Here is a 26587-nt window from a genome sequence, read left to right on the forward strand (position 1 = left end):
ACATAATAATTATCTATTTTTATCTATCAATACTCCTGCCGATAATGCGCCCTCTTCAATCTTTAGGAGGGGAGCCCTTGTATGCATAAGTCACAACTTTACTTTGGTGCTCTGGTTGGGCTACTGGTTATGACCACCGGCTGGGTGCTGGCGCTGGCGGGTATCAATGCCGCCGCATTGATGGCGGTAGGGCTGGCGGTGCTGCTTGCCAATATAGGTTATGGGGTAATGAGGCAGGTTCCGGAGAAAATTCGGCAGCCACTTTCTGAGCGACATGGTCACACCCAGCGCAGGAAGCACTAATTATGCAGCTGGATATCGTTGTCGGTTTCTTTATGTTGGGGATTCTGGCACAGCTGGTGCGCAGTGATTTGCGTTTGCCTGCAGGCCTCTACCAGAGCTGTGTGATCTTTCTATTGTTGGCTATCGGTCTCAAAGGTGGGGCGGCGCTCAGTACCTATTCCGCCGCCACCTTGGTACCTCAGTCCATGGCAGTATTGGCCTTTGGCGCATTGCTTCCTTTACTGGCTTTCCCTCTGCTCTACTGGATTGGCAAGTGGACCCGGCTGGATGCCGCGGCGACTGCCGCCCACTATGGCTCTGTCAGTGTGGCGACCTATGCCGTCGCTGTGGCGCTTTTGGAGGCGAAAGGCATCGATTATGAAGCTTATTTCCCCTTATTCGTTGCCCTACTGGAAGTTCCAGCCATTGTGGTGGGAATTCTCCTTGCGCGGAGGGCGATGCAGAGCAACAACACCAACAACACGGCTCGCCTGGTGCATGAGCTGACCTGTAACCAGGGCGTCCTCCTCCTGCTCGGTGGGATTGCCATCGGCGCCTGGGCGGGTGAGCGTACCGCGACGGTAATGCCTTTCTTTGGCCAGCTGTTTCATGGCGTGCTGGCACTGTTTCTGCTGGAAATGGGCCGGGTTGCGGCGGCGCGGCTCGCCGATATGCGCGGGCAGGGTGTCTTCCTACTGAGCTTTGGTATTTTTATGCCCCTGCTGGGTGGCGCCGCTGGAGGTTCCCTGGGAGCACTGCTGGGGCTGTCGGCGGGGGGGATTTTTCTGCTGGCGGTTCTCGGTAGCAGCGCCTCCTATATCGCGGTGCCTGCAGCCATGTCTGTGGCTCTGCCTCAAGCCAATGCCAGTGTGTCCATCACACTGTCTCTAGCGATTACTTTTCCTTTCAATGTCCTGGTGGCGATCCCCGTCTACCTGGCGCTTGTTCAACACTGGAGTTAACCGCAAGTGAAATCTCTGCCCTTTGAAAAAGTCACCATCGTTATGGGATCGCGCTCGGACTGGCCCACGATGGCTAATGCCACCAAACCATTGAGTGAGCTGGAGGTCCCTTTTGCCACTGCGGTGGTATCCGCCCACAGAACACCCCAACGGTTGGTAGAGTTCGCCAGTGAAGCTCACAAAAACGGTACCCAGGTGATTATTGCCGGCGCCGGTGGCTCCGCCCATTTACCGGGGATGATCGCCGCTATGAGCCCGCTGCCGGTAATTGCTGTGCCCGTTGAAAGCCGTTTTATGACCGGAATGGATAGCCTTCTTTCTATTGTGCAGATGCCCAAGGGCATAGCCGTGGCCACTCAAGCAGTTGGTGCCTCTGGCGCTTATAACGCGGGGCTGATGGCGGCGCAGATGCTCTCTCTTGGCGATAGCGAATTGCAGCAGCGGCTGATCGCCTGGCGCGAGCGCCAAACTGACCTGGTTCCGCTAACGGTGGAGTGAAGTCAGTGAGCGAAGCAACCAGACATATTGCCATCGTCGGCTGCGGGCAACTGGCGCAGATGATGGCTCAGGAGGGTAAGCCCCTCGGAATTACATTCAGTTTTCTGGCAGAGAAAGCGGAGGACGCAGGTTGCGTTGAAGGCCTAGGCACTTTGGTTCGGCTGGATGAGGCGAGTAACGGTGAGGAGTTGTTTCAGGCGCTTGGCTGCCCTGAGGTGATCACCGCCGAACGCGAGAGGGTGGATACAACGCTGCTGAGAGAGTTACAGCGCTTTTGCCCGGTTTACCCAGATCCCCATGTGTTTGAAAAAGCCCAGCACCGCCTGAGGGAGAAGTTGGCTCTTACCGCGAGTGGTCTTCCGGTTGCGCCTTTTGTGCCGGCACAGGGATGCGATGAGTTAAAGAGTGCCTTGGACAAACTCGGCTATCCGGCTTTTATCAAGAGCTGTGAGAATGGCTACGATGGCAAGAACCAGTGGCGGGTGAAAGATGCGGCGCAGCTGCAGGAAGCTATCGAAGAGGCGCAAGAGCTGCCCTGTGTGGTGGAGGCCTCGGTAGAGTTTTCCTGTGAGGTTTCCCTGATCGGCGCCCGCTCTGTTTCCGGGGAAGTGAAGACCTACCCGCTTACAGAAAACCTGCATCGCCAGGGTACGTTGTTGCTCTCCAAAGCGCCTTTTCAAAATGCGCAATTACTGGCCAGTGCCCGTGCCTATTTGCAAAAGCTGATGGATGACTGGGACTACGTAGGCGTGCTCTCACTGGAGTGCTTTGTCACCAGCGAAGGGCTGGTGGTGAATGAGATTGCTCCACGGGTGCACAACAGCGGGCACTGGACTTTAGCGGGAGCGGACACCAGCCAGTTTGCCAATCACCTACGTGCGATATTGGATATGCCCCTGGGCGAGACGGATTGCCCGCGGCCCGCTGCTATGGTCAATATGCTCGGCGTGGATCGAGCGCCACCCGGTGAGAACCAGGGGGTTTGGCTCTACGGAAAGAGTCTCCGGCGTGGGCGTAAGATGGGTCATGTGCTCCTACTGGATGACTGTGCCACACAGCTGTCTCAGCGTAGCGAGGCGGTGATTGCCGATCTCTACCGGCACTAACCGACCGGCTAGGGCAGGAGTTACTTTAAGTCCCTCTTCGGGTTTTTGAAGCGGGGGCTGGCGGTCCTGCCCCGCCACATCGGGGTGCCTACGCGATAGGCGGCTCGCGCAATCATATGAACCCCTATGGGCACGGTAAAAAGTAGGAACAGCAATGCCGCCACCGCGCGCGCGGTCACCTGGGTATCGTGGAACATTGCGGCCACGCCTCCCAACAACAGTCCGCAGCACAGGGTGGCGGCCTTGCCCGAGGTACTCATACGGGTGTAGAAATCTGGCATCCTCAACAAGCCCAAGGCTGCACTAAAACCGAACAGGCTGCCCACCAGCAACAAGGTGGCGATAAATATTTCATCGAAAACCACCGCCGCCTCCCTCATGTAGAACAGTTTTTTTACCACTTTTTTCGATAAAGCGGGCGAAAGCCACACTCACCAGGAAAGCCACCAGTGCCAGGGCAATAGCCGCACTCAGATAGGCCGGCTCTCCAGAGGCAATAGCTAAAAGTGCACAATAAGCCACCGCGAGAATATTGAGTACGTCGAGGGCTACAACCCGGTCCGCCAGTGTCGGCCCGAGAAAAATACGCATAAAACACATGGCCAGTGCCAGTAGTAGAATTAGCGAAGAGATATAAATGGCCGCTACAATTAACGGCGCGTTGATATCAACGATAGTACTGTGCATCAGGAAAATGCCTCCCGTACTCGCTTTTCAAAACCTTGGTGGATTTCTTCGCGGAAAATATCTGGATCATCCACGAACATGGTGTGCACCAATAATTCAGAGTTATCCGGGGTAATCTCCAGCACTACGGTACCCGGTGTCAGTGAAATCAGGTTGGCCAGTATAAAAATCTGAGTTTGATCGGTGATTTCCAAAGGAATCCGTACCACCAGAGGGCGGCTTTGCAGTTTTGGTGAGATTACCTCAATGACGGCGCGCAAACTTGAAACCACCAACTCCTGTAGAAAAAAACTGGCCAAACGGATAAAACGTGGCAGGCGTTGAAAATACTTGGTCCCATCAGGAATTTTGGGAGAAACCCGCAATGCCAGGTAACCGAGGAAAAAACCAAAACAAAAATTTGCCAGCGTCGCATTGCCGGTCAATGCCGACCAGCTAATGGCTAGGATTAGATTAAGTAAAAATACATGCATAATCAGCGGTTTCCCACATACTGGATATCCAGCCCCAGTACTGCCTCAATATATTCTCCTGGCTTTAACAGCTCCCCGGCAGCTGCCAGTGAATAATCAATCAAGGGGCCAGGAATCAGTCCGAGTACCAGGGTAATCAACGCCAAAAATGCTACAGGTAGCAGGCGCTCATAGCGTTCATACCGTGGGATATCTTGCAGGCTCTGGCAATAATCTTTCGGGTGGTCCTTTAAAAAGGCCTCTGCCCAGATCTTGCTCATAGAGAACAAAGTAAGGATGCCGGTGATCAGGGCCACGGCAACAACGAAATAAGCGGCCTGGTCCAGGCTCGCCTTCACTAACAATAACTTGGCCCAAAAACCTGACAGCGGTGGAAACCCTGCCAGGCTGAAGGCGGCGATAAAGAAAAAGAAAGAAAGCAGTGGGCTCGCCCGGTAAAGACCACCGATTTCACTTAATTCGAAACTACCGGTAAGGCGCTTGGCAGTGCCACTAATAAGAAATAAGTTAGTCTTGGCAACGATGTTGTGAATCATATAAAAGACTGCCCCAGCCAGTGCCAGTGGGGAGTTAAGCGCAAGGCCAAGTACTAAAAAGCCGATTTGGCTGATGATATGAAAGGCGAGGATCTTGCGAAACTCGTAATGTGCCGCCGCACCCAATACGCCGGTAAGCATGGTAAGCAATGCGGTACCCAGCAAAATAGTATGGGGGAATTGCAGTTCACTGGGGAAAATTAGGGTGAAGGTGCGTATCAGAGTATAAACCCCTACCTTCGTCAGCAGGCCGGCAAAGACCGCGGTTACCGTTACCGGAGGGGTATGGTAAGAGGCGGGCAACCAAAAAAATAAGGGAAAAATCGCAGCCTTAATGCCAAACGCGCAAATAAATAATACCGCCAGTGCAGAAACTGCTGTGGGATTATCCACAGCGGCCAGGGAGATATGCAGTTGGGCCATATTTAGGGTGCCGGTCAACCCATAAGTCATTCCGATAGAGGTCAACATCAGCAATGTGGATACCAGGTTTAATGCGACATATTTAATCCCACCATCCAATTGGATACGATCACCACCAAGCACCAGTAGTGCGAAGGAAGCGATTAACATCACTTCAAACCAGACATATAGATTGAATAAATCCCCAGTTATAAAGCTTCCGCAGACTCCGGCCAGTAATAGCTGAAAGAAACTGTGAAAACCCAGTTTAACCCGGTATTTTCTGATATCAGATAAAGAAAATAGGGAAACACAGAAGCCCACGATGCCACTGATCACGAGCATAATGGCGCTTAGTCGGTCGGCCACCAGAGTGATGCCAAACGGTGCAGCCCAATCGCCCATTTGTGCTGCACGGGTGCCTCCAGTCTCCACCAAGACCAGAATGACAATGGTTGTGGTCAGTAAAAGTGCACAACCAAAAACTGAAATAAAGCCACAAAGAAGTTTTCTTGCGCGTGCCGGAAATGCGGCAAGTGCGGTGAGGATAGGTATCAGAAAGGGCAGGGCGAGTAACCAGCTCAAGAGGATTGTTCCCTCTTGGGCGGAACCGGCTCGGCGATACGCATGGTATCTACATCCAGGGTACCGAGTACCTTGTAAGCCTGGGTTATCAGAGCCAGAGCAAAAGCCAGCAAACCAAAGCCAATCACAATCGCGGTGAGAATCAGTGCCTGGGGTAGGGGATTGGCGATCGGTTCCGGGGCTACCTCCATACCCTGCGGGATTAATGGTGGCGCAGCACGAGTGACTCGCCCTGCGACAAAAATCGCCAAGTTGGCAGCATTACTAATTAATATCAGCCCAAACAGGTAGTGCAATAAATTCCTAGCCAACATCAGATAAACACCGGTGGCGATCAATATGCCGACAACAAGAGCGAGTGGGCCTTCCATGTTAACCGGGCTCCTCCAGGGCAAAAATTAGGGTCAAAACAGCACCGAGTACCGCCAAATAAACGCCGATATCGAAAATCAGCACATTGCTGAGAGTGAGACCACCGGAATTTTTATCACCGGTTACTTGTAGCCACTGTCCTGAAAATGGCGCCTCGCCAGAGAACAGAGCCAGCATTCCTGATATCGCTGCGATGAATACGCCAAATGCGGCGAGGTTACTCGGCGGAATTTTTAGGGCACTCTGTGCCGCCTCCATGCCCCAAGCCATGGCAAAGAGAACAAATGCCGAGGCGGCAATTAAGCCGGCAATAAATCCCCCACCGGGATAATTATGCCCGCGCAGTAACATATAAATGGAGAACACCAGGATCAGTGCTACCAGCACTCGGGTTGCCGTTTGCAGTATCAGCGAGTTCACTGTTTACCTCGCCGTAATTGATGACCGAGTAGAGTGACCGCCGCTACGGCAGCAGTAAAAACAACAATAATTTCGCCGAAGGTATCCAGTGCGCGAAAGTCCACCAAAATCACATTGACAATATTGCGGCCATGGGCCTCGGGCACAGAGGTTTTTTCAAAAAATTCAGTTGTTGGGCTATCGAGCGGCGTTTGCAGTACCGCCAAAAGGCTAAAGGTTACCAGCAAGCCCAATATAGCCCCGAGTGTGGCATCCCGTGGGCGGAAGATCACCTTGCGGCCGGGATTAAACACCGGTAGCCGCGGCAAGATTGCCGCCACCAGCACCAAGTACAGGGTTTCCACAAGAAGTTGGGTAATGGCTACGTCTGGTGCGCCAAGGAATAAATAAATCAGGGCGACGCCCACACCCAAGGCGCCGAGGGCACAGATAGCGATCAGCGGTTTGCGTGCGGAACCCGCCATATAGGCCCCCCCCACCGTCAACAACAAAGCCGCCCATTCCTTCAAATTCAGGCGTGGCCAAGCATACTCCAGGGGAAATTGCCCACCGCGAATCAAGGCATAGGCGAGCACTAGGGATACGGTAGTAAAAATGACCGTCAGGTAGCGTCGCATGATGCCGTTTTGCAGGATGCGGGTCTGCAGCGCGGCAAAGGCTTTGAGTAGATCCAGGCATTTATCCCATATCTCATCGGCGTTGGTCGGTGCATGTCTGAAATCCCAGGCCAGCCACGCGCGCATGTGGCGCAGCCCCAGATACATAATGACCCCCAAAACAAAAGTGAGAATACTCATCAACAGAGGGATATTAATACCATGCCACAACTTAAGCTTGATGGTCTCTGGAATGCCTAAAATCACACTCAACGCCGGTTCCACCAGGCCGCCGCCAATAAGATCTGGAGCCAAGCCAAATGTAAGCCCCAAGCCGCTCAAAATTAATGGGCTTATCCACAGGCCTATTGGCGCCTCCTGGACCGAGGGTAAATGCTGTGGCTTCTTTTTCCAGAAAGGTTTTATCGCCACCATTCCCGAAACGGTCACAGTAACGGCATTGACAAAAACCGCTACGGTGGCAACCAGGGCGGGCTCGGATGCTACTGCCAGGGCACCCTCATATTTTAATTCCTTGCCAATAAAGCCAAGAAAAGGCGGGAAGCCACCCATGGAAAGCGCTGCTGCAGAGGCGGCTATCACAGTGATATGCATTGAGTGGCCGAGTCCACCCAGTTTATTGAGGCTACGAGTGCCGGTCTGTTTATCGATAATGCCCACCACCATAAACAAAGCGGCTTTATAAAAGGAATGTACGATAAGAAACGTAATGGCGGCGGCTACTGCGGCTGAAGCATCTGAGCCTAAGAACATAGTTAAGGTACCCAGCGCAATCAGGGTAGTGTACGCCAGGGCCAGCTTCAGATCGGTTTGGCGCAATGCCGCCAAGGCTGCCACCGCCGCCGTGGCGGCGCCGGTACAAGTTAAAATCCACTCCCAATACTCGGTATGTGCTAACACCGGGTGCATACGCGCAAGTAAGTAGATTCCGGCTTTTACCATGGTGGCGGAGTGTAGGTAAGCGCTCACCGGAGTAGGGGCGGCCATGGCATTGGGCAGCCAGAAATGAAAGGGCAGCTGTGCAGACTTACAGAAGGCGCCGATCAGTATCAAAATCAGGATCGGTAAATACAAAGGGTTTGCCCGCACCGTCTTGCCGGCAGCCAATATCTGTAGTAAATCGAAGCTACCCGCCACGGAAGCGAGTAGTAGCAACCCCACAAGTAAGCAAAGCCCACCCAGTGTGGTGATCAGTAAAGCCTGTAGAGCGGAGCGGCGGGCAATGGCGCTAGTGTTGTTATAGCTAATCAGCAGATAGCTGGAAATGGTAGTGATTTCCCAGAATACAAACAGGGTGATTAAATCGCCCGCCAGTACCAGTCCCAGCATCCCAACCATAAATAGGTATAGGTAACCGTAAAAACGGCGCAAGTCGGGATCTCCGCGCATATAAGCGGCAGCATAGATAGCAACAAAAACACCAATACCACTGATTAACAAGGCAAAAAGGAAGCTCAGGCCATCGATATAAAAACGCAGGGAAATGCCCAGTGCTGCAACCCAGGTAACACCAAAGGAAAATTCCTTCCCGGCGGAGATGTCTGGCATATGCGCCATCAAAATAATCGTGACAATAGCCGGAGCTATGGGTGAGATTAATGATATCCATCTCCCCGGTGTGGCCTGTTCACTCACGCGACCTTCCCTGTCGCTCACTGCACCCATCATTCCATCCCTAATTGCCTCGACCTATTTTAGGTGGGAATTGGCAGAAGGGCAGGTATAGGATTGAGGCGCCATTGTAAAAAGAAAGCTTTTTTTGGTATCAATGGCCTGTAGGCTCAGGCCGAAGATTAAAAATAGATGTTTCTATTTTGGTAGTCGATAATCAAGCGTCCGCTTCTGAAAAGATCCAGGCCCAATAGCAAAATGGGTTTGTTGTTATAACCTAGATCATCGAAAACCGAGAGATCTGCAACAAACATAATGGGCTCCAGAATGGAATAATTTCCTAGCTTATAATTCACCTGCTGTATTTCTGTTTTATTTTGTTGATGTCCGCCAAGACCTGAGCTGGTGCTTTGTTTTCCATGCTCTACATTTCGTAGCAGGGGTAATAGAGCACTGTTGATAAAGCTGTGGTGGGCACCAGTATCGAGGATTGCATCTATATTCTCACCCGCAAAACTGGCCTGCAGTTTGATAAATTCGTCTTCGATGTGAAAGGGTAGCGCTCTGAGACTCTCTACCTTGCCAGTTGGGCAGCCGCCCTTGGCAAGATTGAATTGGCTGTGGATAAAGTCGAATTCAATACAATAGTGGCGCAGGTAATTGTGACCGATAATTCCTGGTATCAAGCCATTGCTCAGGGTCAGGCTTTGCATATCCTGAAAAATAAAGTCGATATTGGGCACAGTCTCTCCTCGTAGGGAGGTATGACCCACTGTGCCACGCATCATCTCTCTTTTACCCGTCGCTCCTTGAATCTCTTCTATGTGCAGATCTTCTTCTGCTAATTGAAGTTTTCCCTGTAATCTCTCCGGCAGTACGCCAAAATTGGCGGCTGTATCAATTATTAATGGGTAGTCCTGCACCTGATCGATGTCCCCGTAAACATAGGCGTGGCCGGCAGAGGTCATTTTCATGGGGAGACTGGTCAATGGGGCTTGTACCGGCGCCCGGATGGTGCTGCAACCGGCAATGATGGCCGCAATGGCCAAAGAAGAAACGATGGTTTTCATAAGGTATTCCCCCTCGTACTGCTATTCACTGATCTACGAGAACACTATCTGGGGGAAATGTCAGGGAATTATTAAGAATTCTGCATTTGTGCATGGAAACGTAGTGTGAAGGTACAACCCTGACCAATTTCACTGGATACGGTCAGGCTACCGGACATCAGTTCGGCCAGTTGCCGGCTGATGGCGAGTCCCAGTCCCAGGCTTTTCTTGTCACTACGCGCCGGGTCCTGGCGGTAAAAGCGTTCAAATAGATTATCTTGTTGCTCTTAGTTCAGGCCGGGCCCCCGATCTGTCACTTGAATAACAATCCACTCATTTTCAGACAGCACGCGGATACCTAGGTAACCCTCCTCGGCAGCGTATTTGAAGCCATTATCCAGCAAATTGGTGAGAATCTGGCGCAAGCGGCTCACATCGACCAGAGCCTTGCGCCGGTCGGTTATTTCCAAAGGCATCTTCATGTGAGCCGCTTGGGCTCTTTCCTGATAGTTGCAGTGGATCTCGGCGATTACATCGGCCAGTACAACCGCCTGGGGATGAATTTTTAGCTGTCGTGCCTCGGTTAGGGAAAGTAGGTTGAGATCCTCCACAATCCGTTTGATTGCCGCCAGATCAACAAGAAGATGTTCTAGTTGCTCGTGGGTTGTCGGGACTATTTCGTCCTGCATCGCCTCAATACGGGATTGTATTCCGGTAAGTGGTGTACGTAATTCGTGGGCGAGGTCGGAGCTCATCTGCTTGTATTGTCGGTTCATTTCCTGCAGCCAAGCAGCTAGATGGTTGAAACTATGGATAATTTCCCCCACTTCATCGCGCCGGGCAACCACCATACGTGTCTCCAGATGGCCCTGTTCTAAGCGGTGGAAATTAGTACGCAGGATTTTCAGTGGGCGCAGAAAGTACCAGGCTCCAAGCCAAGACAAACCTATCGCCAGGAGAGACAGCGCCAACAAGGTCAGGGTGAAGTTATTGTTGAGTTGTTCCTTGAACCGGCCTTGTTCTCGCCCTTGTTCGGCCAGGGCCTGCGGCAGCCAGTAAAGAGTCAATTGCACGGCTCCCAGTTCAATCTTGAAGCCGGGATTTTTAAAGAGCACCACACTCTGGTGTCCACCCCGGTCGGTTAATGTGAGCTGGACTCCGCTCTCCAGGGGTGTGCTGGTCAGCGTGAGCGCGGCGCGGTCAAAATTGTTGGCAACCAGTTTTTGCTCATCGAATACGGCAAAAAGCTGCTCAGGGTATTGCTTGTTTAAGAAGGAGAGGAGTTCTCCCACTGTGTGGAGCTGAGATTGCTGGCGTATTGCTGCCTGTACCTGCGTATCCTCTAGTAAGGCATCGCCTATGACGACGGCGCTGCGTTTCTGGAAATCCACAATCGCATTGTTGGTGCTGATCAGTGAGAGCAAATAATAACTTCCCAATAATGCCAGGGTACTACTGGCTACCAGTAGCGCAATTTTACTGGTCAGTTTCACGATAATATCCTGCGCCCAATAAACTGGTAACCCTGGGCATAGCGAGTGGCAATAAATCGCGGTGAGCGACGATTTTCTCCCAGCTTCCTTCGCAGGTTGGTGATATGGGTGTCAATGGCGCGGTCTGTAATTTCCGCATGGGCGTTCCAGACCTTGTCGAGCAACTGCTCTCGGTTAAGTACTCTGTTGGAGGCTTCGGCGAGGGCGGTGAGCAGGGCGAATTCCACCGCAGTGAGTTTGATCTGTGCCCCATCGCAAAACACCTGCCTCTCAGCCAGGTCTATTTCAAGCCCCTCGAATCGCAGCCTGTCGCTCTGTTGTCCGCGCTTGCTGCGCTTCAGTAGGGCCGCGACTCTGGAGAGCAGTTCGCGGGGGCTGTAGGGCTTACACACATAGTCATCGGCACCGAGGTCAAAACCTTCCAGGCGGTCCTCCTCGTCGACCCGGGCGGTGACCATAATCGAGGGAATATTCTTGTCTACCGCCTGGCGCAATAGGTCCCTCCCATCACCACCCGGCAGCATCACATCCAAAATAGCCAAGTCTATTTTGAGATTGCTCAGTGCCTTGGCGGCTACAGGAGCGTTATCGAAATGCAGCACCCGATAACCCTGTTTTTGTAAATAGAGTACAAAGATTTCAGAACTGCTTTTGTCATCTTCCACATAGAGGATGGAGTAGGATTCTGTGGACATAAATGGAAATATATCTAGGCGTGTGAAAAATCAGTATATTACCCCGGCACTCCTGCCAATAGCTGGATGCGCCGAGATCCTCGAACAAAACAGGCTTTAAATACGTCTAGAGCACAGTGATCTGGGCGTTTAGCTTATAAACAGCTATCCACACGTTATTCAAATCCACAGCCGCATGTCTGTATCACCAGAGAGTATTGATGATCGACTACCGCATAAACTCACCGATAAGTACTGAAGAATTTATCGATCTGCTAAAACGATCCACCCTGGCCGAGCGCCGTCCTATTCATGATCTCGATTGCATGGATGCTATGGTAAAAAATGCCAATTTGTTGGTTGGCGCCTGGGCGGGAAACCTCCTGGTCGGCGTGGCGAGATCACTCACCGACTTTCATTTTGCCTGTTACCTGTCTGACCTGGCGGTGGATGAGAGTTACCAAGGGAAAGGGATCGGAAAGAGTCTGATCCGCTATACCCAAGAGGCGCTGGGGCCGCACTGCTGGCTCACTTTACTTTCCGCTCCCCAAGCGCAGGATTATTACCCCAAAATTGGATTTGAGAATAACAGTCAGTGTTGGGAGTTAGGCCCGGAAATGACGCTTCGTTGAGGCAAAGGGTAAGCCAAATGGCCACCGTCTCGGGGGAGCTGGGGCGGTTACAAGATGGTTATCAGATGGTTATCAGGGGGTTATCAAAGGGAAGCTAAAAAATGCTTGGAGCTCGGGCGCACCTGCGAGTATTCTTCGCCCAAATCGACCCAAGCTTCAAGGGTCGAAGGCCTTTACTAGTGTTTCCGCTGGTGCCCACCCCGTCAGTTCCTGATGTGCTCAAGCATCGCTTTGATAAGTTCTGACTATGTATACTACCCTGCTTGTGGTCGATGACGATCTGGATGTCGCCGACCTGCCAGCCAATACCCTGTCGTTTGAAGATTACCTCCGCGATTACCCCAAACTGCATGAGAATCGGATACGTATTATCAACTTGTGCGATACCCGCCGTTACTTGAGTCAGGGCTACTACTGCTCTCTCTTGGCGGAGGCGCGCCGACATGATGTTCTCCCCTCTGTGCGGGTAATCAACACCCTGCGCAATGGCGATGAACAGGGCATCTGGATCAAGGCTGAGCGCGTTGATCAAGAGGTTTTTCGCGATGAGAAACCCGTTCGCGCATTAATCTGTATGGGAGAGGTGGAAGACCCCCGCCTGAAGACCTTAGCCACCACAATATTCCAACAGTATCCAGTGCCCTTGCTAGAAGTTACCTTGAGTGCCGACCAAGGTAATGTCCTGATCCTGGTTCAGCGTATTGGCTTGGCCCAGCTAAACACAGAGGAGCGCCATTTTTGCTGGCAAGTCCTAGGGGAATACGCACGTATTCGCTGGAGAAAGCAGAGCAGCCGGAAGAAATACCGCTGGGATCTGGCGATGCTGGTGAATCCACAGGAGGCTTCCAGGCCGAGCAACCAAGGCGCCGTCTCGCGTTTTATCCGGGCGGGTAGAAGGCTTGGAATGCAGGTGGATGTGGTTACGGCGGGTGAAATTTCCCAAATTAACCAGTATGACGCTCTGTTTATACGAGAAACCACGGCGATCGATCACCATACCTACCGTCTGGCTTGTGAAGCGGAACAGAATGGTCTTGTAGTGCTCGATGATCCAGACTCCATCCTGCGCTGCTGTAACAAGGTTTTTTTACACGATGCATTCCATTATCAAAAAGTGCCTTCTCTGAAGACTCTGGTAGTCAATCGAGCAGATCCCAGTACTTTGGATCAATTGGAGCGTGAGCTGGGTTATCCAATCGTTTTAAAATTACCTGAAGGATCTTTCTCCAGAGGGGTTTTTAAGGTCGATAATCGTGAGTCGCTTATCGACAAATTGAAGGATCTCTTTAAAAACTCGGCCCTTGTTTTGGCGCAGGAATATCTTTATACAGATTATGATTGGCGTATCGGTGTATTAAATGGCCGTGCGCTTTATGCCTGCCGATATTATATGGCACGTAATCACTGGCAGATTTACAACCATGGGGTCAAGCGGCACACGAGTGGAAACTTTGACACACTGCCCACCTTTGAAACACCTCGTAGTGTGTTGAACGCTGCACTGAAAGCCGCAGCCGTGGTAGGAAAAGGGCTGTATGGTATAGATATTAAATTGAAGGATAATCACGCCTACGTGATCGAAGTGAATGACAACCCCAATATTGATCAAGGTATTGAAGACAAATATTTGGGGGAAGAGCTTTACATGCAGATTATGTCGGAGTTTCTTCGTCGCTTGGAATTGCGTGGGGCGCAGTAGATGCCGACGGAACAATACGCTATTCGACCAGCACAGATCGGTGATCTAAATCATCTGCTCTCTATTGAGCATGACAGCTTTACTACAGATCTATTAAATAGAAGGCAAATGCGCTACCTGCTGATAAAGGCTAAAGCCTGTTGCCTGTTGATAGAATTTCAGGGTGATATCGTTGGTTACGGAATTTGTCTGACGCCCAAGTTACCTCGCCCGGCGCGTCTTTATTCTCTTGCGGTACGGCAGGAGTACCGCGGTAAGGGGTTCGCCAGGGCATTGATCGAAGCATTTAAAGATTACTTAAACTGTAATAACTATAAATACTGGCAACTCGAAGTGGATACCAATAATCACTCTGCGCAAAAACTCTATAAGGACAGCGGATTTGAACTCAAAGCACGGCTTCCGGGCTACTATGAAAACGGATGTGATGCTCTACGCATGATTTGTGTGTTAATTACTGCCGAGGAAGTCTGAGTCTGGAAGGCGAGTTAAGACAACCTGAGATCGGCATGGCTCCTCGCTATGCCGGATGGACAGTGCCCATATAAACATGAGAGGGTAGGATGCCAGAAATACGGGTATTGATAGTTGGCAAAGGCTCCATTTTCGACCTTAAAATTCAAATGTAAAGGCTATAAACGTGCACCAATCTCCCAGTGAACACCCAGAATTAAAAGCCCTTGATCAGAAATTATTTGAATTGGTGCGCGGAGTGGAAATTCTCGCGGCTATTGAACCCAAAAATTTTCGGGAACAAAAGCAGGCTTTTTTCTCCACAAATTTCTCCACGAATCCACAGTTTGTTTACGCAGAACACGAAGTGGATATATTCCAACGTAAGCGGGCACTCTATGCGCTTCCCATCGAGGCTCTGCCAGATGAGGATTTAACCGAGCTTTATAGCGATATAGTTGAGTCATATGTTGACAAACTGGATCAGTTTCGCTCTGTAGGCACGGGCGACTTCGTCTATGATTCCCTGCGTTACTTTGGGGAGCCAACGGATAAGGATGTGAACAATGCGGATTTTATTTTGCATTTGCCGGATGATCTGGAGCCCAGTGATGATCGTTTTTTCAATGCCGATGAGATGATGCAGTTTCTCAGTGACTTCGCTAATAAGCAGGGTTACACCTACGATATTCGCACTGATGATCGCATGATTGCCAATGCCTTGGTCGCTGGTAGTACGGTTAAAATCAACTCCCATGCCAATGTCTCGGAAACAGAGGTTTCTGCTCTAGCGCACCATGAATTAGGTGTTCACTTGGTGACTACGCTCAACGCCCGCAGTCAACCGCTGAGAGTTCTTGAACTTGGCTGTCCGGTAAATACAACCTCCCAGGAAGGGTTGGCGATCCTGTGTGAATACTTGGCCGGCTATCTCACCTTGCCGAGATTAAAGGTATTGGCGCTGCGGGTAGTCGCGGTGCAATCCATGTTGCAGGATAGGGATTTCAAGCGCACTTTTGTTCTGCTCAAAGAGCAATATCAGGTGGAAGAAAACCTGGCCTTTACGATTACCACCAGGGTTTATCGAGGCGGTGGTTTCACAAAGGACTACCTTTACCTACAAGGTTTCCACCAGATGTTAAATGCCTTGGAAACCCGCAAGGATTTCAATAACCTTATGGCCGGAAAGGTCTCAATAGAATGTCTGCCTCTTATTTCTCGTTTGATCGATAAAGGCTATCTGCGCGCACCACAATTTATCAGCCCGGCGATAAAGGAGCCGCAGCCTATTGATGAGGTCAAGCGTTTTATCGCTCATGCGATTAAATAACTTTTTAGGAACTCAGCGGGGTAAGGAATACATGAAATTGGTAAACACAAAGGGCGATTAAAAAAAGAGATACCTCGTCTATTAAAAGTTAAACAACGAGGTATCAATAACGATCTGTAGTGCGCTTACTGTTGGAATCTAGAGCCAAACTCAGTTGGCGGGCAGATCAAACCACAGCGCGGTAATACCATCCCTTACAGCTTGAAGTTGTATTTGCTCTTTGAATAGACCCAGACCATCTCCCGATGCCAGTATCGATTTATCATTTACACGGGCTTCACCATCAATGACATGTAAGTAGCCGGGGCGCTCACGGGTGTCTAATGTAATAGTTTCCCCGGTTTTTAATTGTAGGCGGTATAAACTGGCATCCTGATGTATGGAAAGCGTGTTATCTCTTCCATCGGGGGTCACCAGAGCGGTCAGCTTACCGTGCTGTGTGATCGACTTCTGTTCGTAGCTAGGTTTTACACCTCGGCGATTTGGCTCAATCCATATTTGCAGGAACTTCAGCTGTTCTGACTTTGAATGGTTGTATTCCGAGTGGGTAATGCCAGAACCGGCGCTCATCCTCTGGATCTCACCAGCTGGCACCACAAAACGGTTGCCTTCACTGTCCTTATGTTCAATCGCACCTTGTAGGGTATAGGAAATAATTTCCATATCCCGGTGGCCGTGAGTATTAAATCCGGCTCCAGGCATAACCGTGTCATCATTGATTACGCGCAGTGCGGAAAAGCCCATATGTTTGGGGTTGTAATAGTGTCCAAAAGAAAAAGTATGTTTGCTGTTTAACCAGCCAAAACGGGCTTGCCCACGTTCCTGTGAAGGTCTGAAGTAGTACATAGCCTAATCCTCATCTGTGAGGTAAGAAATAGTGTTAGGGCTATGATAGCTAGGGGAGACTAGAATAAATATCAGATAAAAAAGGACTGAAAATTCGCTCTATTCGAATGAATAGCGTTTAGTGAGAAGCCTATCCTCATCGCTTTCTCCCACTACCCATCGTTTTCTCCCACTAAAAGGAGAGAGCGAATTAAAGAATAATGGAGAGGAGAAGAGTGGGGCGGGGAAAAGTGCATGGGCGATATTATTCAGAAGTTGGCATTTCCAGGGTGAGTAGACGGAGCTCTCCAATAAATTCCCGAGCTACGGGCCCCAACTTATCCTGGTCTTTGAAATTTAAATAAAAACTGGTAGAACGCGCCCCGCCTTTTTTCAGGGGCAGTCGCCTCAGGGTGCCGTCATTCAGTAAGTCCGCCACTAATGGCATAGGCAGCCAGGCAAATCCCATACCCTGTGCGATAAGATCCAGAGAGGCACGCAAACTGCCCACTTTCCAGCGTTGCTCAGCACCTAGCCAGCCGGAATCCCGATTTGTCTGTATCGCCGAATCCCGCACAATAATTTGCCGATAGGATTTAAGGTCTTCAAATGTCAGTTCACGCTCAAACCTGAGTAGTGGGTGCGCCTTGTGAGCGACTGCCACAAATTCAATGCGGCAGATTTCATCATTGAGGCTATCGTCCATGGTAAAGGCCGAAAGGCCCAGATCGACAAGGCCCTCCTGGATTAATTCGTTAGTACCAGATAAAACCGTGTCGATAATATCAATATTGACCTGGGGGTAGATTCCCGACACTTTCTCTAAAGCCTGAAAGACCACTTTCTGCGGAAAGGCTCCATCTACGGCGATGCGTAACTCGGACTCCACTCCATCGCTGAGGGAGTCCGCAATGGCCTCAATACGGGAGACCTCCTCCAGCAGGAACTTGCCACGGCGCAGCATCAGGCGGCCAGCCTCAGTGAGTACTACCTTACGTCCCGTCACCTCAAACAGCTTGATACCCAGTGCACTTTCCAGGTTTGTGACCGCATGGTGAATACTGGATTGACTCTTATGAACCACGGAGGCTGCCTGGTTAAAGCCGCCGGCATCTACAACGGCCTTGAACATTCTCCATTGTTCCAAGGTGGTCTTTTGCATGGGCCTTTCTCTCGCTGATAGATGTTCTCTTGAAGAATATCTTAATATTCGACTAAATCGAATAATAGTGAAGTTTTTAGAGGGAAAATGTTCGAATGCTCTTAAGAAATCTCTGCTTTAGAGAAGAAAGCAATTGATAAAGAGAAATTTTTCTCAACGGAGAGGCGGTGAGGGAAACTGCAAGATAACAGCACGTCCCTGTGCCGTATCAATCTGAGAATTAGCCCAATTGAAGGCTAGCAAATACTGGTTGGCCCTTTTTTTATCGATCCTTATGCTTAAACACGTCAAATCCAATCGCACGCGAGGTTCGATAAATACTGGATTGGCGATGATATTGTTCATACCACTTTCGAAATTGGGTATAACGCAAAAACTTGAACTCGCCTTTATTGGGGTCGAAAAAGTAAGTAATTTTATCGGTGGTTGGAGTAACACGGAATGCCATGGCATGCCCCCACCCGGTACCTGCCGTTCTCAACACACAAAAAAGTGTCTGAGATTGCTGGGTGAAATATTCCTTGGCCTCAAAGCCGCCAAACGCCGTGGTAAATTGCTCATCCAAAGAGGGGCTGACTTTCTTTGTTGCGATTCCATTACCCACTTGACGTAAATGTTCAAAACCCTGCGATACTAAATATTGCGTTGTTTCCCGCATCATCTCATGGGCATTACTGGGGCGGCCCTCGGTACCATTCATAAATTTGAATCGATACATGGAGGCAAAGCGCTGTGCCACAACGGCCATCTTTGTGCTATCGATACTTCCTCCGGTGGATAGCGCATCCTGAAGACCAGATTGCATCGCTTTACTAATCCAACTTACCGACAATGCCTCACAGATTCCGCCCTTGGTGTGAGGATGCTTTTTAGTGATTTTGCCGTAATCACCTTGACTAAATTTCCATGTCAGCTGGCCACCGAATTGAGAGGCTCCAGAGTCTTTTGGCATGTTTTTCTCTTTATTTGTGACTGCTTATTCTCAAAACCAGTGTACTGATCAAATATGCAGGCAATGTGCAAACAGCTGTTGAGCAAAGCTAGTGAATTACCAGGCTGTCATCAATCAACAAAAAGAGAGTGACCATTAAAAGAATAGGCTAACCATTGGTGCGGCTAAATGGGCTGCTATAGTCGAGATCAGGCCCCACTGGGACCACTTGGGTTGGGTTGATCATGGTATGGCTAAAATAGTAATGCCGTTTGATATGGTGAAAGTCGACGGTATCGGCAACACCTGGCCACTGGTATAGCTCTCGCACATAGTTGCGCAGATTGGGGAAGTCTTCCAGACGCTGGCGATTGCACTTAAAGTGACCGTGATAGACCGAATCAAAGCGAATTAGGGTTGTGAATAGTCGCCAATCTGCTTCGGTAATTTCCTCACCAACGAGGTAGCGTTGCTGGGCTAAAATGCTTTCCACCTGATCCAGAGCATTAAACAAATTAGTGTAGGCTTGTTCATAGGCTTCCTGGGTGGTGGCAAAACCACTGCGGTATACGCCGTTGTTGATATTCTCGTATACCAGTTGATTAATATTCTCAATTTCCTCTTGTTTGTCCTCTGGGAAAAAGTCCTGAGTATCCCCGCTTATTTCATTAAAGGCACTGTTAAACATACGAATGATTTCAGAGGACTCATTGCTGACAATACAGCTCTGATGTTTATCCCAGAGCACCGGTACAGTCACGCGCCCGCTGTAATCGGCCTTATTGCGGGTATATAGCTGGTGTAAGAATTGATAGCCAAACAGCGCATCGCCGCTGCTGCCTTCATCGGTATTAAAACTCCAGCCCTGTTCGAGCATATCCGGGCTTACCACAGAAATACTGATATGTTCCTCCAGCTTTTTCAGCTTGCGGAAAATCAGTGTGCGATGGGCCCATGGGCAGGCCAGGGAAACGTACAAATGGTAGCGCCCGGATTCCGCCTTAAAGCCATCTTTACCACTGGGTCCGGCGCTGCCATCACTGGTAATCCAATTGCGCAGTTGGGCGGCCTCCCGCTTGAAGGCACCGCCTGAATCTTTGGTGTCGTACCACTGGTTTTGCCATTGGCCGTTTACTAAAAGTCCCATGTTGTTCTCCTGAATCAGTATCGCTGGTAACCGGCCCTGGGTAGCCAGGGCAAATACTAAGTTGGGCAAATTACTAAACGGTACTTTTGCGTCTGTCCAGGCTAAAGCGTCCGGCACCATGGGCGGCCAGTACCAGGAAGCCGCCGGTCATAGCCAGGTTCTTAAAGAACATCAAAAACTGCATCTGGTCGGCCAGGTTGTTGTGAAACATAACCGCGGTCAGCAGACTGAAGCCGGCAAAGGCTAGTGCGGTAAGGCGCACCTGAAAACCCATGATCAACGCCAAGGCGCCACCAATCTCAAACAAAATCACCAGTGGCAACAGAAACTCCGGTAGGCCGCCCATGGCTAAGTACTGGGCACTGCCCTCATAGTTCTGAATCTTGTTCACACCAGCCAGTAAGAATATCGCCGCCAGGCCGATACGCCCACTCAGATCTGCGATGTCGGCGAATAGCTTGTGGTTAGTACTGGGCTGGGCTGTGGATAAAGTAGAAGTGGTCATTTTAATGCTCCTTAAACTGTGAAAGGCCGATAGAGCTGTGCTCTAAGTGGGTTATCGCTGTCGTTATGGAGCAGTTTATTTATATTTAACAGAATGAAAATTAGTCTTTTTAGACCTATTCATTCGGTTTGGTAGAATGAAAGAGGATGAACCTGGGTTGTTAGGGTCTCAGAAGTGCAATCCAACCCCCTAGGGAGAAAACAAAGGGATCAATATCCACATCCACGTCTATATCCAGATGGATGCTGGATCTAACATCAACGCCGGATCGAAAGTGGGTCTCTGCTTCGGTATCAATATCCAGGTACCAAATAGCAGCATTGAACAGCCAGCGGCTGTCCCTGCCAAAGGCAACATTAATACCAACTCCCCCAGGAATAACCCAGCTTTCATCTAGCCCGTGACTCAGCCTCAAGTACCGTCTCAAAGTAGTTCTGGGTCGTATGGTCGAAATACTTGCTGAAAAACTGGGCGTAATGCACTGTCGTTTAAAAATAGAGTATCGGAGTCGTCATTGGGGGCGACCGCAGCAGCGCCAAAGGTAAACTCCCCTTTTGGGTAGTCCGCTAGCGTCGAGTTACTGGTTAATAAGGTGGCAAAAAGCGTTGCTGCCAGTCCGAAGCCTTTCATCTCTCACTTCCCTGTGTATCCAGCCGAATTTGGGGGTACGTAATCAGTGTAGCCGTGAAAAAAAGCGCTTTTTTTTGACAGCTATTTTTATGGAGGTTGAATGTGATTGTCGTTCAGAGGAAATTGAGCGGAGGGGGGAAGGTTTTGCGCAGATGCTTCACATTTTTATTGTGAGAAAGTTCCTACTTTAGGTGTGTCCGTGCAACAAGTGAGCAGGTTGTAAGGCAAGAATTGTTGGTGGGGAATGGTTTCTGTGAAATTTGGTAGATGAGTACCGTTTATTTTTTTGTTCTTTCATTTTTGACTGCTCGCTTCTGAAATGTAACCAATATTCAATTGGTTTATAAAGCCAAACACAAATGTCTTTCGTTCGCCAATAAAATAGGCAGCTTTACCCCTGCTCACCAACTGAATTTGATTGGTGCTGAATTAAGGATAGCTTTAGCAGAAGCCAGGTATGGTAAATGATCCCCAAGAGGTAAATCATCATGCAGAGTGCAATGAGAATACCTGCTGGGATAAAGGCGTCGCTTTGGTTGAACAAGCTGGAGAAATACTGGTAGTCAAAAATATCACCCTCAGTAGATAGTTGAAAAATAAAAAGGAAAAAATAGCTATACCAAATATCTGAGTTGATTTTGGACAGGTATTTTTTCTGCGGTTCAGATAGGAAAGGTTTGCCGGTATGTAGGTATCGTATGCGATAAATAATACAGGCTGAACAAGAAATAAATAAGAATGCAAGAAAGCTGGTCGCGAAAATGGTGTTGGCATTTTGCATGTCTAGGTTGGATAGGTACTGAAGGTCAAAAATATCGCCTTCGGTGTACACTTGGTAGATAACTAAAGTTAAATATAGATAGCTAACATTTAAGAGAATCTTTTCAATATGTTCTCTTGTAGGCTTCGAGATGGAAAATTTTCTCATGGTTCTACAAACTTCTCCTGTATTGAATCCATTAGTTCATTAGTTCGTTAAAAGTCTGATTCATTAACTTCTTAAAAGGCATTAATCATGGCCTTAGGTGCTGCTTACTCGTCGCCAGTGGCTTGCCAATCCGAGCGGCGCAGGTCGCCGGTTTGGTAGAAGTGGCGGATATTTTTGATATAGGCGAGGAAGTCCTTGTTTTCTTCCGCGAGGCGGTTGGCGATATCCCAGTCGATGGCCGCGCGCTCGCGGGCGGGGATCAGGATTTGGCTTTCCGCTGGGTTTTCGGCATCCAGCAGCATTAAGCCGATACCGTGGGCGGCGCAGAGCAGGCGCAGTTCTTTTAGGGTGTCGCTGCCTTCAATTTCGGCGGCCACCAGATATCCCAGATTGGCCCAGGAGGAGTTGGACAGGGCCTGGAAAAAGCACTCGCGGCTGTTGGCGCGGTTGAGTAGGCATTTGACCTCGAAGGACCAGAGACGGGTGCGTTTATCCGCGTATTGGCTGGCGCAGGCGAGGATCTCTGCATCCCAACCGTTGGTGAGATCCTCCAGGGCGACAATATCCGGATAGAGCCAGCGATTGCCATTGGGGCCCTTGTTATTGGAGCTGCGCCTTTCGTCGATACGCTTGCTGTACAGATTTAATTCGGCATAGAGGTATTCGCTGAGCAGCGGGTAGAGTTGTGCCTCACTGTGCTTTTTGCGGGCGAGGGTATTTCTAGTGGCGCTTGCCGGGGCAGATTCCGCGCGGGCGATTTCCTCGCCGGCGCTGGCCTCGCTGTAATAGAATTTGCGCGGCCGGGTTTCCAGGGTTTTTATTTGTGGGTGGATTTTTTGCAGGCGCGGGCGGGATGCGCCGATCTCGGCGGCGATCTGCTGTAGCAGCTCGCTTTGATTATTCAGCGAGTCGCTGCGAGCCAGTTTTTCTGCGCAGGCCTTGGGGTGAAACTCCAGTATTTTTTCCGCGATCTGGCGGGCGGTCAATTTCTGTTCGCGGTATTCACGCAGGATTGTAAAAACGCTTTCGCGTAGATTTAGGGCCATAAAACTTCCTTGTCTATTGTCCCGGAAGGGCTTACCTTTTGATGCGGTTTGGTTTTTACCTTTATACGACTGTGATCCTACCTGAAATTGGCGGCTTGTTTAACTATCGATGAAGAAAGGGTTGTTATGATGCGCTATCGGCATTAACCGATTGAATCCATCCAGAAGGGGATTTGTCTCGGATGTATCAGGGCTCCCATGGAGCCCTGAACACGTGATTTACTCCTGAAACAGTGACAGCCACTGTTCAGAATCCATGGTGATAGTCTTGCCATCTTTGCTATAGATGGCATCCGCCAGGGCCTGTTTGTGTGCCTGCATCTCGATAATTTTTTCTTCCACGGTATTTTCGCAGATAAATTTATACACAAAGACTGGTTTGTCCTGGCCTATTCGGTATGCCCTGTCGGTTGCCTGGTTTTCCACCGCCGGATTCCACCAGGGATCGTAGTGTATGACGGTATCTGCGGCGGTAAGATTTAAACCCACACCGCCGGCTTTCAGGCTGATCAGAAATACGGGCACATCGCCATTCTGAAAAGCGTCAATGACCTCCTGGCGTTTGCGGGTTCTCCCTGTCAGCTTTACATAGTTAATCGAGTGTTTTTCCAGGGCGGTTTCGATTTTTCCCAGCATCTCGGTAAATTGGGAGAATAAAAGAATTTTGCGGCCTTCCTCCACCATTTCCGGGAGAATATCCATCAGTGCTTCGAGCTTGGCCGACTGCTTAACATTTTTCGCTTTTTCCAGCTTAACCAGCCCTGGATCACAGCAAATTTGTCGCAGTTTCAGCAGGGCATCCAGCATCTCAATATGAGAACGATTGAGCCCCTTTTTCTTCATTAGGTCTCTAACCCGCTTTTCCATTGTGGAGCGCACGGTTTCGTAGAGCGCGGCCTGGGCAGAATCAAGCGTAACGCGCTGAATAATCTCTGTTTTTGGCGGTAGTTCTGTGGCTACTTGCTGTTTGGTGCGGCGTAAAATAAATGGCGTGATCCTCTGATTTAGACCCTGCTGTTTACTCTCATTGGCCTGCTTCTCAATAGGGTTTCTATAAAGATTGTTAAATCTTTTCTGATTGTGCAAAAAACCGGGCATCAGGTAGTCAAATAATGCCCACAGCTCGCCCAGGTGATTCTCTAATGGTGTTCCGGTTAGGCAAACCTTGTGTTGTGCATTGATCATGCGGAGTAGTTGTGCCGCTTTGGACTTGGGATTTTTAATGACCTGAGCTTCATCGAGAACCAGTAGGTGGAAGTTATATTCCTTTAATATTTCGCTATCCCGCACAATAAGCGGGTAAGTGGTGATGACCAGATCCGATTCAGGGATTAATGAAAACTGCTCATGTCTGTCACTGCCATGTAGCAGCAGGGTTTTTAACGTGGGGGCGAAGCGTTGTGCTTCGTTGAGCCAGTTGCCGACTAAACTGGTGGGCACAACCACCAGCGCAGGGTTGGTCAGTCGGCGGCTTTCCTTCTCTTTGAGTATATGGGCCAAACCCTGCAAGGTCTTGCCCAAGCCCATATCGTCGGCCAAGATGCCATTCATATTGAGTTTGCGCAGGTGTTGTAGCCATTCAAAACCCGTTTGCTGGTAAGGGCGCAACTGTGCCTTCAGGGCTCTGGGAGGCTTTACACTTTGTGGGCCCTTTTGCAGGTTTTTAGCCAGGACTTTTAGATCTTTATTTCCCTGCCAGGCTGAATCGGCATTAGGCAGCTCCGGTACCGCGAACTTGGGTACCTTAAAACTTTGGGATTCGCTGTCATACCACTCTTCTAAAACGGCATATAAGTTGCGGAACAGTGCATTGGGTAGACGGATATACTGGTCTGAGCCGAGAGGTACTAAAATATCTTCTTCATCGTCAGCCTCATACCCCCATTCCAAATATTGTAATAGTAGTGGGCCCAGATGAATGGGCTGACCTTCAATATCAACAGTTGCACTAAGGGAAAACCAGTCATTGGTAGACTCTTCTGTTTGCCATCCCCAATCTTCAACCTCGTGTACTTTTAGAGAAAATTCATCTTCGAATTTGACTATCCAGCCCGCTTCTTCAAGTCTTGGAAGACCCTCATTGAGGAAGTCGTGCCAGCGCTCTATAGGCGTTTGATCGGTTTCACCATCATCGAAAAACAGAATGGGCTCACCGGCTTCATTAGCACCCAAACTCCACTGCCACTCCAAAAGATCTTTCAGTACAGCGGCTTCGTGATCGAAATCTCGCTCTACTCTATAAAGCTTGTCTTGTTGGGAGTAGACATTAGTTTCTGAGTGATTCTCTGCAAGAATCTCCTCTGCGCAGATTACAACTGGGCCATACTGAATATGAAAACTGGCGGTATGGAGACTTCCAATTCCTCCCGGAATGGGGATTGATTTAAGGATTAAGCCCGGCCGCAAAGCATCATTCACTTGTATAATAGGCAGTGATTTTGGTGTAGGTAAATGTTCACTGCCATAATAGTTATTAAGAAAGGTAATAGCATCGCCCATTTCTTTTTTAGAAATGGCGGGCATAGTTGTTAAGTCATTCAGAGCTTCTCCACCCACCGGGCTTATGATAGGACCAATGATGTTTTCTTGTGGTGAAAAATAGCAAGGTGGTTCGGTGGGTATTAGTTTCCAGCCATCGGGAAGGTCAGGCACATCTAATTGCAACTGTGCGCTGTTCTTACTTTCTTCCCAGTTGAGCTCCAGTTTGACCGCTTCCCCCCAATGAATCGGGGTTAGAGAGTCGATATCGCTGAAGAAACGCCGACTGGTTAGTAAGTTTCTCAACAGAAGTCCACCTTCCTCTCCTGATATGGTTTTCCTGAAGAAAGACTGTGACAACAGTTGCTGGAGGCCAAAAATTTTTTGGTCAATTTTTGATGTGGCAAGGCTGCTGTTGATATGGAAATACTCGCGCTGAGGCTTACCATAACCACCTTTTTTGAGCGGTCGGGCTGAATAGACATTAACCCTGGCATGTGCAGGGGAATATCGATCATCCCAATCCAAGGTGTACAGCAGGTCTCGCAGTGATGGTGAATCCAGCACGAGTTCACGCTTTTTTCCTGTAATATTGTTCTGCCAATTCTCCCAGGTTGTACTATTTGACACCTGCTTGGATGTTCTCTGGATTTCATTAACAGCTGCCATGAGTACAGCGGCTACATGTTTGCAGTTGTACCCCACCGGGCAGGAACATTCGCCATCAATTTCGAACCTCCGCAAAACAGGGTCTTCGATTATCTCTATATGTTGTTTGTAGTAACTGGCATAGGAACCGCTTACCCTCCCGGTGATGGTTCTGCCATCATAGGAAACATTAAATTCCTGGACTTTGCCATTTCGAAAGTAATCTTTTCCTCTAACTAAGCTATTACTAGGGAGTTGCTGGGAAATACTTCTAAAGTCTATAGGGATATTCATTTTCTTTGGAACAGCCTAATACTAGCCGGCTAGTCAGCGGGGTTTGATGGGGTCGTCTGTGCAAATGGTACCTGCTTTTAAGTGGGCAGGTAAGCAATCGGAAGCTTGGAGA

Annotated in this window: 27 protein-coding genes and 1 pseudogene; 8 read left to right on the forward strand and 20 right to left on the reverse strand. The window is 49.6% G+C overall.

Annotated elements, in window-relative coordinates; translation table 11 throughout:
* Nucleotides 1-81 precede the first annotated feature (81 nt).
* From LC073_RS01620 to LC073_RS01635, 4 genes are read left to right on the forward strand one after another with little or no spacing between them, the layout of a single operon-like run.
* A complete protein-coding gene (locus tag LC073_RS01620) occupies nucleotides 82-303 on the forward strand; it encodes a hypothetical protein (RefSeq protein WP_226642693.1) in 222 nt (73 codons plus the stop codon).
* Between the two features lie 2 nt (nucleotides 304-305).
* Nucleotides 306-1244 carry a sodium-dependent bicarbonate transport family permease gene (locus LC073_RS01625; RefSeq protein ID WP_226642695.1) on the forward strand — a complete coding sequence of 313 codons (939 nt, stop codon included), beginning with the start codon at nucleotides 306-308 and terminating at the stop codon, nucleotides 1242-1244.
* 6 nt (nucleotides 1245-1250) lie between these two features.
* Nucleotides 1251-1742 carry a 5-(carboxyamino)imidazole ribonucleotide mutase gene (purE, locus tag LC073_RS01630; protein WP_319004697.1) on the forward strand — a complete coding sequence of 164 codons (492 nt, stop codon included), beginning with the start codon at nucleotides 1251-1253 and terminating at the stop codon, nucleotides 1740-1742.
* A gap of 5 nt (nucleotides 1743-1747) precedes the next feature.
* Nucleotides 1748-2848 (forward strand): 5-(carboxyamino)imidazole ribonucleotide synthase, encoded by a 1101-nt coding sequence (locus tag LC073_RS01635; RefSeq protein WP_226642697.1) that lies wholly within the window; start codon nucleotides 1748-1750, stop codon nucleotides 2846-2848.
* 20 nt (nucleotides 2849-2868) lie between these two features.
* Here LC073_RS01635 and mnhG read toward each other — a convergent pair whose 3' ends face one another.
* The 10 genes and pseudogenes from mnhG to LC073_RS01685 form a co-directional block, all read right to left on the reverse strand.
* The gene (gene mnhG / locus LC073_RS01640; RefSeq protein WP_152454851.1) at nucleotides 2869-3213 is read right to left on the reverse strand and encodes a monovalent cation/H(+) antiporter subunit G; all 345 of its coding nucleotides are present in this window, start codon (nucleotides 3211-3213) and stop codon (nucleotides 2869-2871) included.
* Nucleotides 3200-3535 carry a cation:proton antiporter gene (locus tag LC073_RS01645; protein WP_226642699.1) on the reverse strand — a complete coding sequence of 112 codons (336 nt, stop codon included), beginning with the start codon at nucleotides 3533-3535 and terminating at the stop codon, nucleotides 3200-3202. Before LC073_RS01645 ends, mnhG begins: the two co-directional genes overlap by 14 nt.
* Nucleotides 3535-4008, reverse strand: coding sequence for a Na+/H+ antiporter subunit E (locus LC073_RS01650; RefSeq protein WP_226642702.1), 474 nt, complete (start codon nucleotides 4006-4008; stop codon nucleotides 3535-3537). Before LC073_RS01650 ends, LC073_RS01645 begins: the two co-directional genes overlap by 1 nt.
* Before the next feature lie 2 nt (nucleotides 4009-4010).
* On the reverse strand, nucleotides 4011-5531 hold the full coding sequence (locus LC073_RS01655; RefSeq protein WP_226642704.1) for a Na+/H+ antiporter subunit D: 1521 nt from the start codon (nucleotides 5529-5531) through the stop codon (nucleotides 4011-4013).
* Nucleotides 5528-5902 carry a Na+/H+ antiporter subunit C gene (locus LC073_RS01660; protein ID WP_226642706.1) on the reverse strand — a complete coding sequence of 125 codons (375 nt, stop codon included), beginning with the start codon at nucleotides 5900-5902 and terminating at the stop codon, nucleotides 5528-5530. The genes LC073_RS01655 and LC073_RS01660 overlap by 4 nt, the downstream gene beginning before the upstream one ends.
* A gap of 1 nt (nucleotide 5903) precedes the next feature.
* A complete protein-coding gene (locus LC073_RS01665; protein ID WP_226642708.1) occupies nucleotides 5904-6323 on the reverse strand; it encodes a Na+/H+ antiporter subunit B in 420 nt (139 codons plus the stop codon).
* Nucleotides 6320-8605 carry a hydrogen gas-evolving membrane-bound hydrogenase subunit E gene (gene mbhE / locus LC073_RS01670; RefSeq protein ID WP_226642710.1) on the reverse strand — a complete coding sequence of 762 codons (2286 nt, stop codon included), beginning with the start codon at nucleotides 8603-8605 and terminating at the stop codon, nucleotides 6320-6322. Before mbhE ends, LC073_RS01665 begins: the two co-directional genes overlap by 4 nt.
* Nucleotides 8606-8733: 128 nt before the next feature.
* A complete protein-coding gene (locus LC073_RS01675; RefSeq protein ID WP_226642711.1) occupies nucleotides 8734-9621 on the reverse strand; it encodes a pepsin/retropepsin-like aspartic protease family protein in 888 nt (295 codons plus the stop codon).
* Between the two features lie 71 nt (nucleotides 9622-9692).
* A pseudogene (locus tag LC073_RS21770) lies at nucleotides 9693-11093 on the reverse strand (ATP-binding protein).
* Nucleotides 11090-11788 (reverse strand): response regulator transcription factor, encoded by a 699-nt coding sequence (locus tag LC073_RS01685; RefSeq protein WP_226642713.1) that lies wholly within the window; start codon nucleotides 11786-11788, stop codon nucleotides 11090-11092. Before LC073_RS01685 ends, LC073_RS21770 begins: the two are co-directional and overlap by 4 nt.
* 200 nt (nucleotides 11789-11988) lie before the next feature.
* Between LC073_RS01685 and LC073_RS01690 the strand changes: the two genes are divergently transcribed.
* From LC073_RS01690 to LC073_RS01705, 4 genes are all read left to right on the forward strand, one after another.
* Nucleotides 11989-12399: a GNAT family N-acetyltransferase gene (locus tag LC073_RS01690; RefSeq protein WP_226642715.1), complete on the forward strand. Its 411-nt coding sequence runs from the start codon at nucleotides 11989-11991 to the stop codon at nucleotides 12397-12399.
* 247 nt (nucleotides 12400-12646) lie between these two features.
* Complete coding sequence (locus tag LC073_RS01695) at nucleotides 12647-14098, forward strand: RimK family protein (protein WP_226642717.1); 1452 nt, start codon at nucleotides 12647-12649, stop codon at nucleotides 14096-14098.
* Nucleotides 14099-14572 (forward strand): GNAT family N-acetyltransferase, encoded by a 474-nt coding sequence (locus LC073_RS01700; RefSeq protein ID WP_226642719.1) that lies wholly within the window; start codon nucleotides 14099-14101, stop codon nucleotides 14570-14572.
* Nucleotides 14573-14738: 166 nt separating this feature from the next.
* The gene (locus tag LC073_RS01705; RefSeq protein WP_226642727.1) at nucleotides 14739-15881 is read left to right on the forward strand and encodes a flavohemoglobin expression-modulating QEGLA motif protein; all 1143 of its coding nucleotides are present in this window, start codon (nucleotides 14739-14741) and stop codon (nucleotides 15879-15881) included.
* A gap of 150 nt (nucleotides 15882-16031) precedes the next feature.
* On the opposite strand, the gene LC073_RS01710 is transcribed toward LC073_RS01705, so the two are convergent.
* The 10 genes from LC073_RS01710 to LC073_RS01755 form a co-directional block, all read right to left on the reverse strand.
* Entirely contained in the window at nucleotides 16032-16727 is a 696-nt protein-coding gene (locus LC073_RS01710; RefSeq protein ID WP_226642729.1) for a pirin family protein, read from the reverse strand.
* Nucleotides 16728-16971: 244 nt separating this feature from the next.
* Entirely contained in the window at nucleotides 16972-17868 is an 897-nt protein-coding gene (locus tag LC073_RS01715) for a LysR family transcriptional regulator (RefSeq protein WP_226642731.1), read from the reverse strand.
* Between the two features lie 262 nt (nucleotides 17869-18130).
* Nucleotides 18131-18820, reverse strand: a complete 690-nt coding sequence (locus LC073_RS01720; protein ID WP_226642734.1) for a YopT-type cysteine protease domain-containing protein — start codon at nucleotides 18818-18820, stop codon at nucleotides 18131-18133.
* A 148-nt stretch (nucleotides 18821-18968) separates the two neighbouring features.
* Entirely contained in the window at nucleotides 18969-19946 is a 978-nt protein-coding gene (locus LC073_RS01725) for a glutathione S-transferase family protein (protein WP_226642736.1), read from the reverse strand.
* Between the two features lie 73 nt (nucleotides 19947-20019).
* Nucleotides 20020-20451 (reverse strand): DoxX family protein, encoded by a 432-nt coding sequence (locus LC073_RS01730; protein WP_226642738.1) that lies wholly within the window; start codon nucleotides 20449-20451, stop codon nucleotides 20020-20022.
* 160 nt (nucleotides 20452-20611) lie between these two features.
* Complete coding sequence (locus LC073_RS01735) at nucleotides 20612-20866, reverse strand: OmpW family outer membrane protein (RefSeq protein WP_226642740.1); 255 nt, start codon at nucleotides 20864-20866, stop codon at nucleotides 20612-20614.
* Between the two features lie 8 nt (nucleotides 20867-20874).
* Complete coding sequence (locus tag LC073_RS01740) at nucleotides 20875-21081, reverse strand: hypothetical protein (protein ID WP_226642743.1); 207 nt, start codon at nucleotides 21079-21081, stop codon at nucleotides 20875-20877.
* A gap of 391 nt (nucleotides 21082-21472) precedes the next feature.
* Nucleotides 21473-22009, reverse strand: coding sequence for a hypothetical protein (locus LC073_RS01745; RefSeq protein ID WP_226642745.1), 537 nt, complete (start codon nucleotides 22007-22009; stop codon nucleotides 21473-21475).
* Between the two features lie 104 nt (nucleotides 22010-22113).
* On the reverse strand, nucleotides 22114-23055 hold the full coding sequence (locus LC073_RS01750; RefSeq protein ID WP_226642747.1) for a COG2958 family protein: 942 nt from the start codon (nucleotides 23053-23055) through the stop codon (nucleotides 22114-22116).
* Between the two features lie 219 nt (nucleotides 23056-23274).
* Nucleotides 23275-26475: a DEAD/DEAH box helicase gene (locus LC073_RS01755; protein WP_226642749.1), complete on the reverse strand. Its 3201-nt coding sequence runs from the start codon at nucleotides 26473-26475 to the stop codon at nucleotides 23275-23277.
* Nucleotides 26476-26587: the final 112 nt, after the last annotated feature.

Source organism: Microbulbifer variabilis (assembly GCF_020524905.1).
In the GTDB taxonomy this organism is placed as follows: domain Bacteria; phylum Pseudomonadota; class Gammaproteobacteria; order Pseudomonadales; family Cellvibrionaceae; genus Microbulbifer; species Microbulbifer variabilis_A.

Excerpts from the sequence above, each read along its gene's own strand:
- LC073_RS01685 (WP_226642713.1), bottom strand. The coding sequence starts at position 11,788 with ATGTCCACAGAATCCTACTCCATCCTCTATGTGGAAGATGACAAAAGC.
- LC073_RS01720 (WP_226642734.1), bottom strand. The coding sequence starts at position 18,820 with ATGCCAAAAGACTCTGGAGCCTCTCAATTCGGTGGCCAGCTGACATGG.
- LC073_RS01710 (WP_226642729.1), bottom strand. The coding sequence starts at position 16,727 with ATGTACTACTTCAGACCTTCACAGGAACGTGGGCAAGCCCGTTTTGGC.
- LC073_RS01625 (WP_226642695.1), top strand. The coding sequence starts at position 306 with ATGCAGCTGGATATCGTTGTCGGTTTCTTTATGTTGGGGATTCTGGCA.
- LC073_RS01650 (WP_226642702.1), bottom strand. The coding sequence starts at position 4,008 with ATGCATGTATTTTTACTTAATCTAATCCTAGCCATTAGCTGGTCGGCA.
- LC073_RS01730 (WP_226642738.1), bottom strand. The coding sequence starts at position 20,451 with ATGACCACTTCTACTTTATCCACAGCCCAGCCCAGTACTAACCACAAG.
- mbhE (WP_226642710.1), bottom strand. The coding sequence starts at position 8,605 with ATGGGTGCAGTGAGCGACAGGGAAGGTCGCGTGAGTGAACAGGCCACA.
- LC073_RS01645 (WP_226642699.1), bottom strand. The coding sequence starts at position 3,535 with ATGCACAGTACTATCGTTGATATCAACGCGCCGTTAATTGTAGCGGCC.
- LC073_RS01620 (WP_226642693.1), top strand. The coding sequence starts at position 82 with ATGCATAAGTCACAACTTTACTTTGGTGCTCTGGTTGGGCTACTGGTT.
- LC073_RS01750 (WP_226642747.1), bottom strand. The coding sequence starts at position 23,055 with ATGGCCCTAAATCTACGCGAAAGCGTTTTTACAATCCTGCGTGAATAC.
- LC073_RS01745 (WP_226642745.1), bottom strand. The coding sequence starts at position 22,009 with ATGAGAAAATTTTCCATCTCGAAGCCTACAAGAGAACATATTGAAAAG.
- LC073_RS01725 (WP_226642736.1), bottom strand. The coding sequence starts at position 19,946 with ATGGGACTTTTAGTAAACGGCCAATGGCAAAACCAGTGGTACGACACC.
- LC073_RS01700 (WP_226642719.1), top strand. The coding sequence starts at position 14,099 with ATGCCGACGGAACAATACGCTATTCGACCAGCACAGATCGGTGATCTA.
- LC073_RS01740 (WP_226642743.1), bottom strand. The coding sequence starts at position 21,081 with ATGAAAGGCTTCGGACTGGCAGCAACGCTTTTTGCCACCTTATTAACC.
- LC073_RS01695 (WP_226642717.1), top strand. The coding sequence starts at position 12,647 with ATGTATACTACCCTGCTTGTGGTCGATGACGATCTGGATGTCGCCGAC.
- LC073_RS01660 (WP_226642706.1), bottom strand. The coding sequence starts at position 5,902 with ATGGAAGGCCCACTCGCTCTTGTTGTCGGCATATTGATCGCCACCGGT.
- LC073_RS01715 (WP_226642731.1), bottom strand. The coding sequence starts at position 17,868 with ATGCAAAAGACCACCTTGGAACAATGGAGAATGTTCAAGGCCGTTGTA.
- LC073_RS01690 (WP_226642715.1), top strand. The coding sequence starts at position 11,989 with ATGATCGACTACCGCATAAACTCACCGATAAGTACTGAAGAATTTATC.
- LC073_RS01675 (WP_226642711.1), bottom strand. The coding sequence starts at position 9,621 with ATGAAAACCATCGTTTCTTCTTTGGCCATTGCGGCCATCATTGCCGGT.
- LC073_RS01755 (WP_226642749.1), bottom strand. The coding sequence starts at position 26,475 with ATGAATATCCCTATAGACTTTAGAAGTATTTCCCAGCAACTCCCTAGT.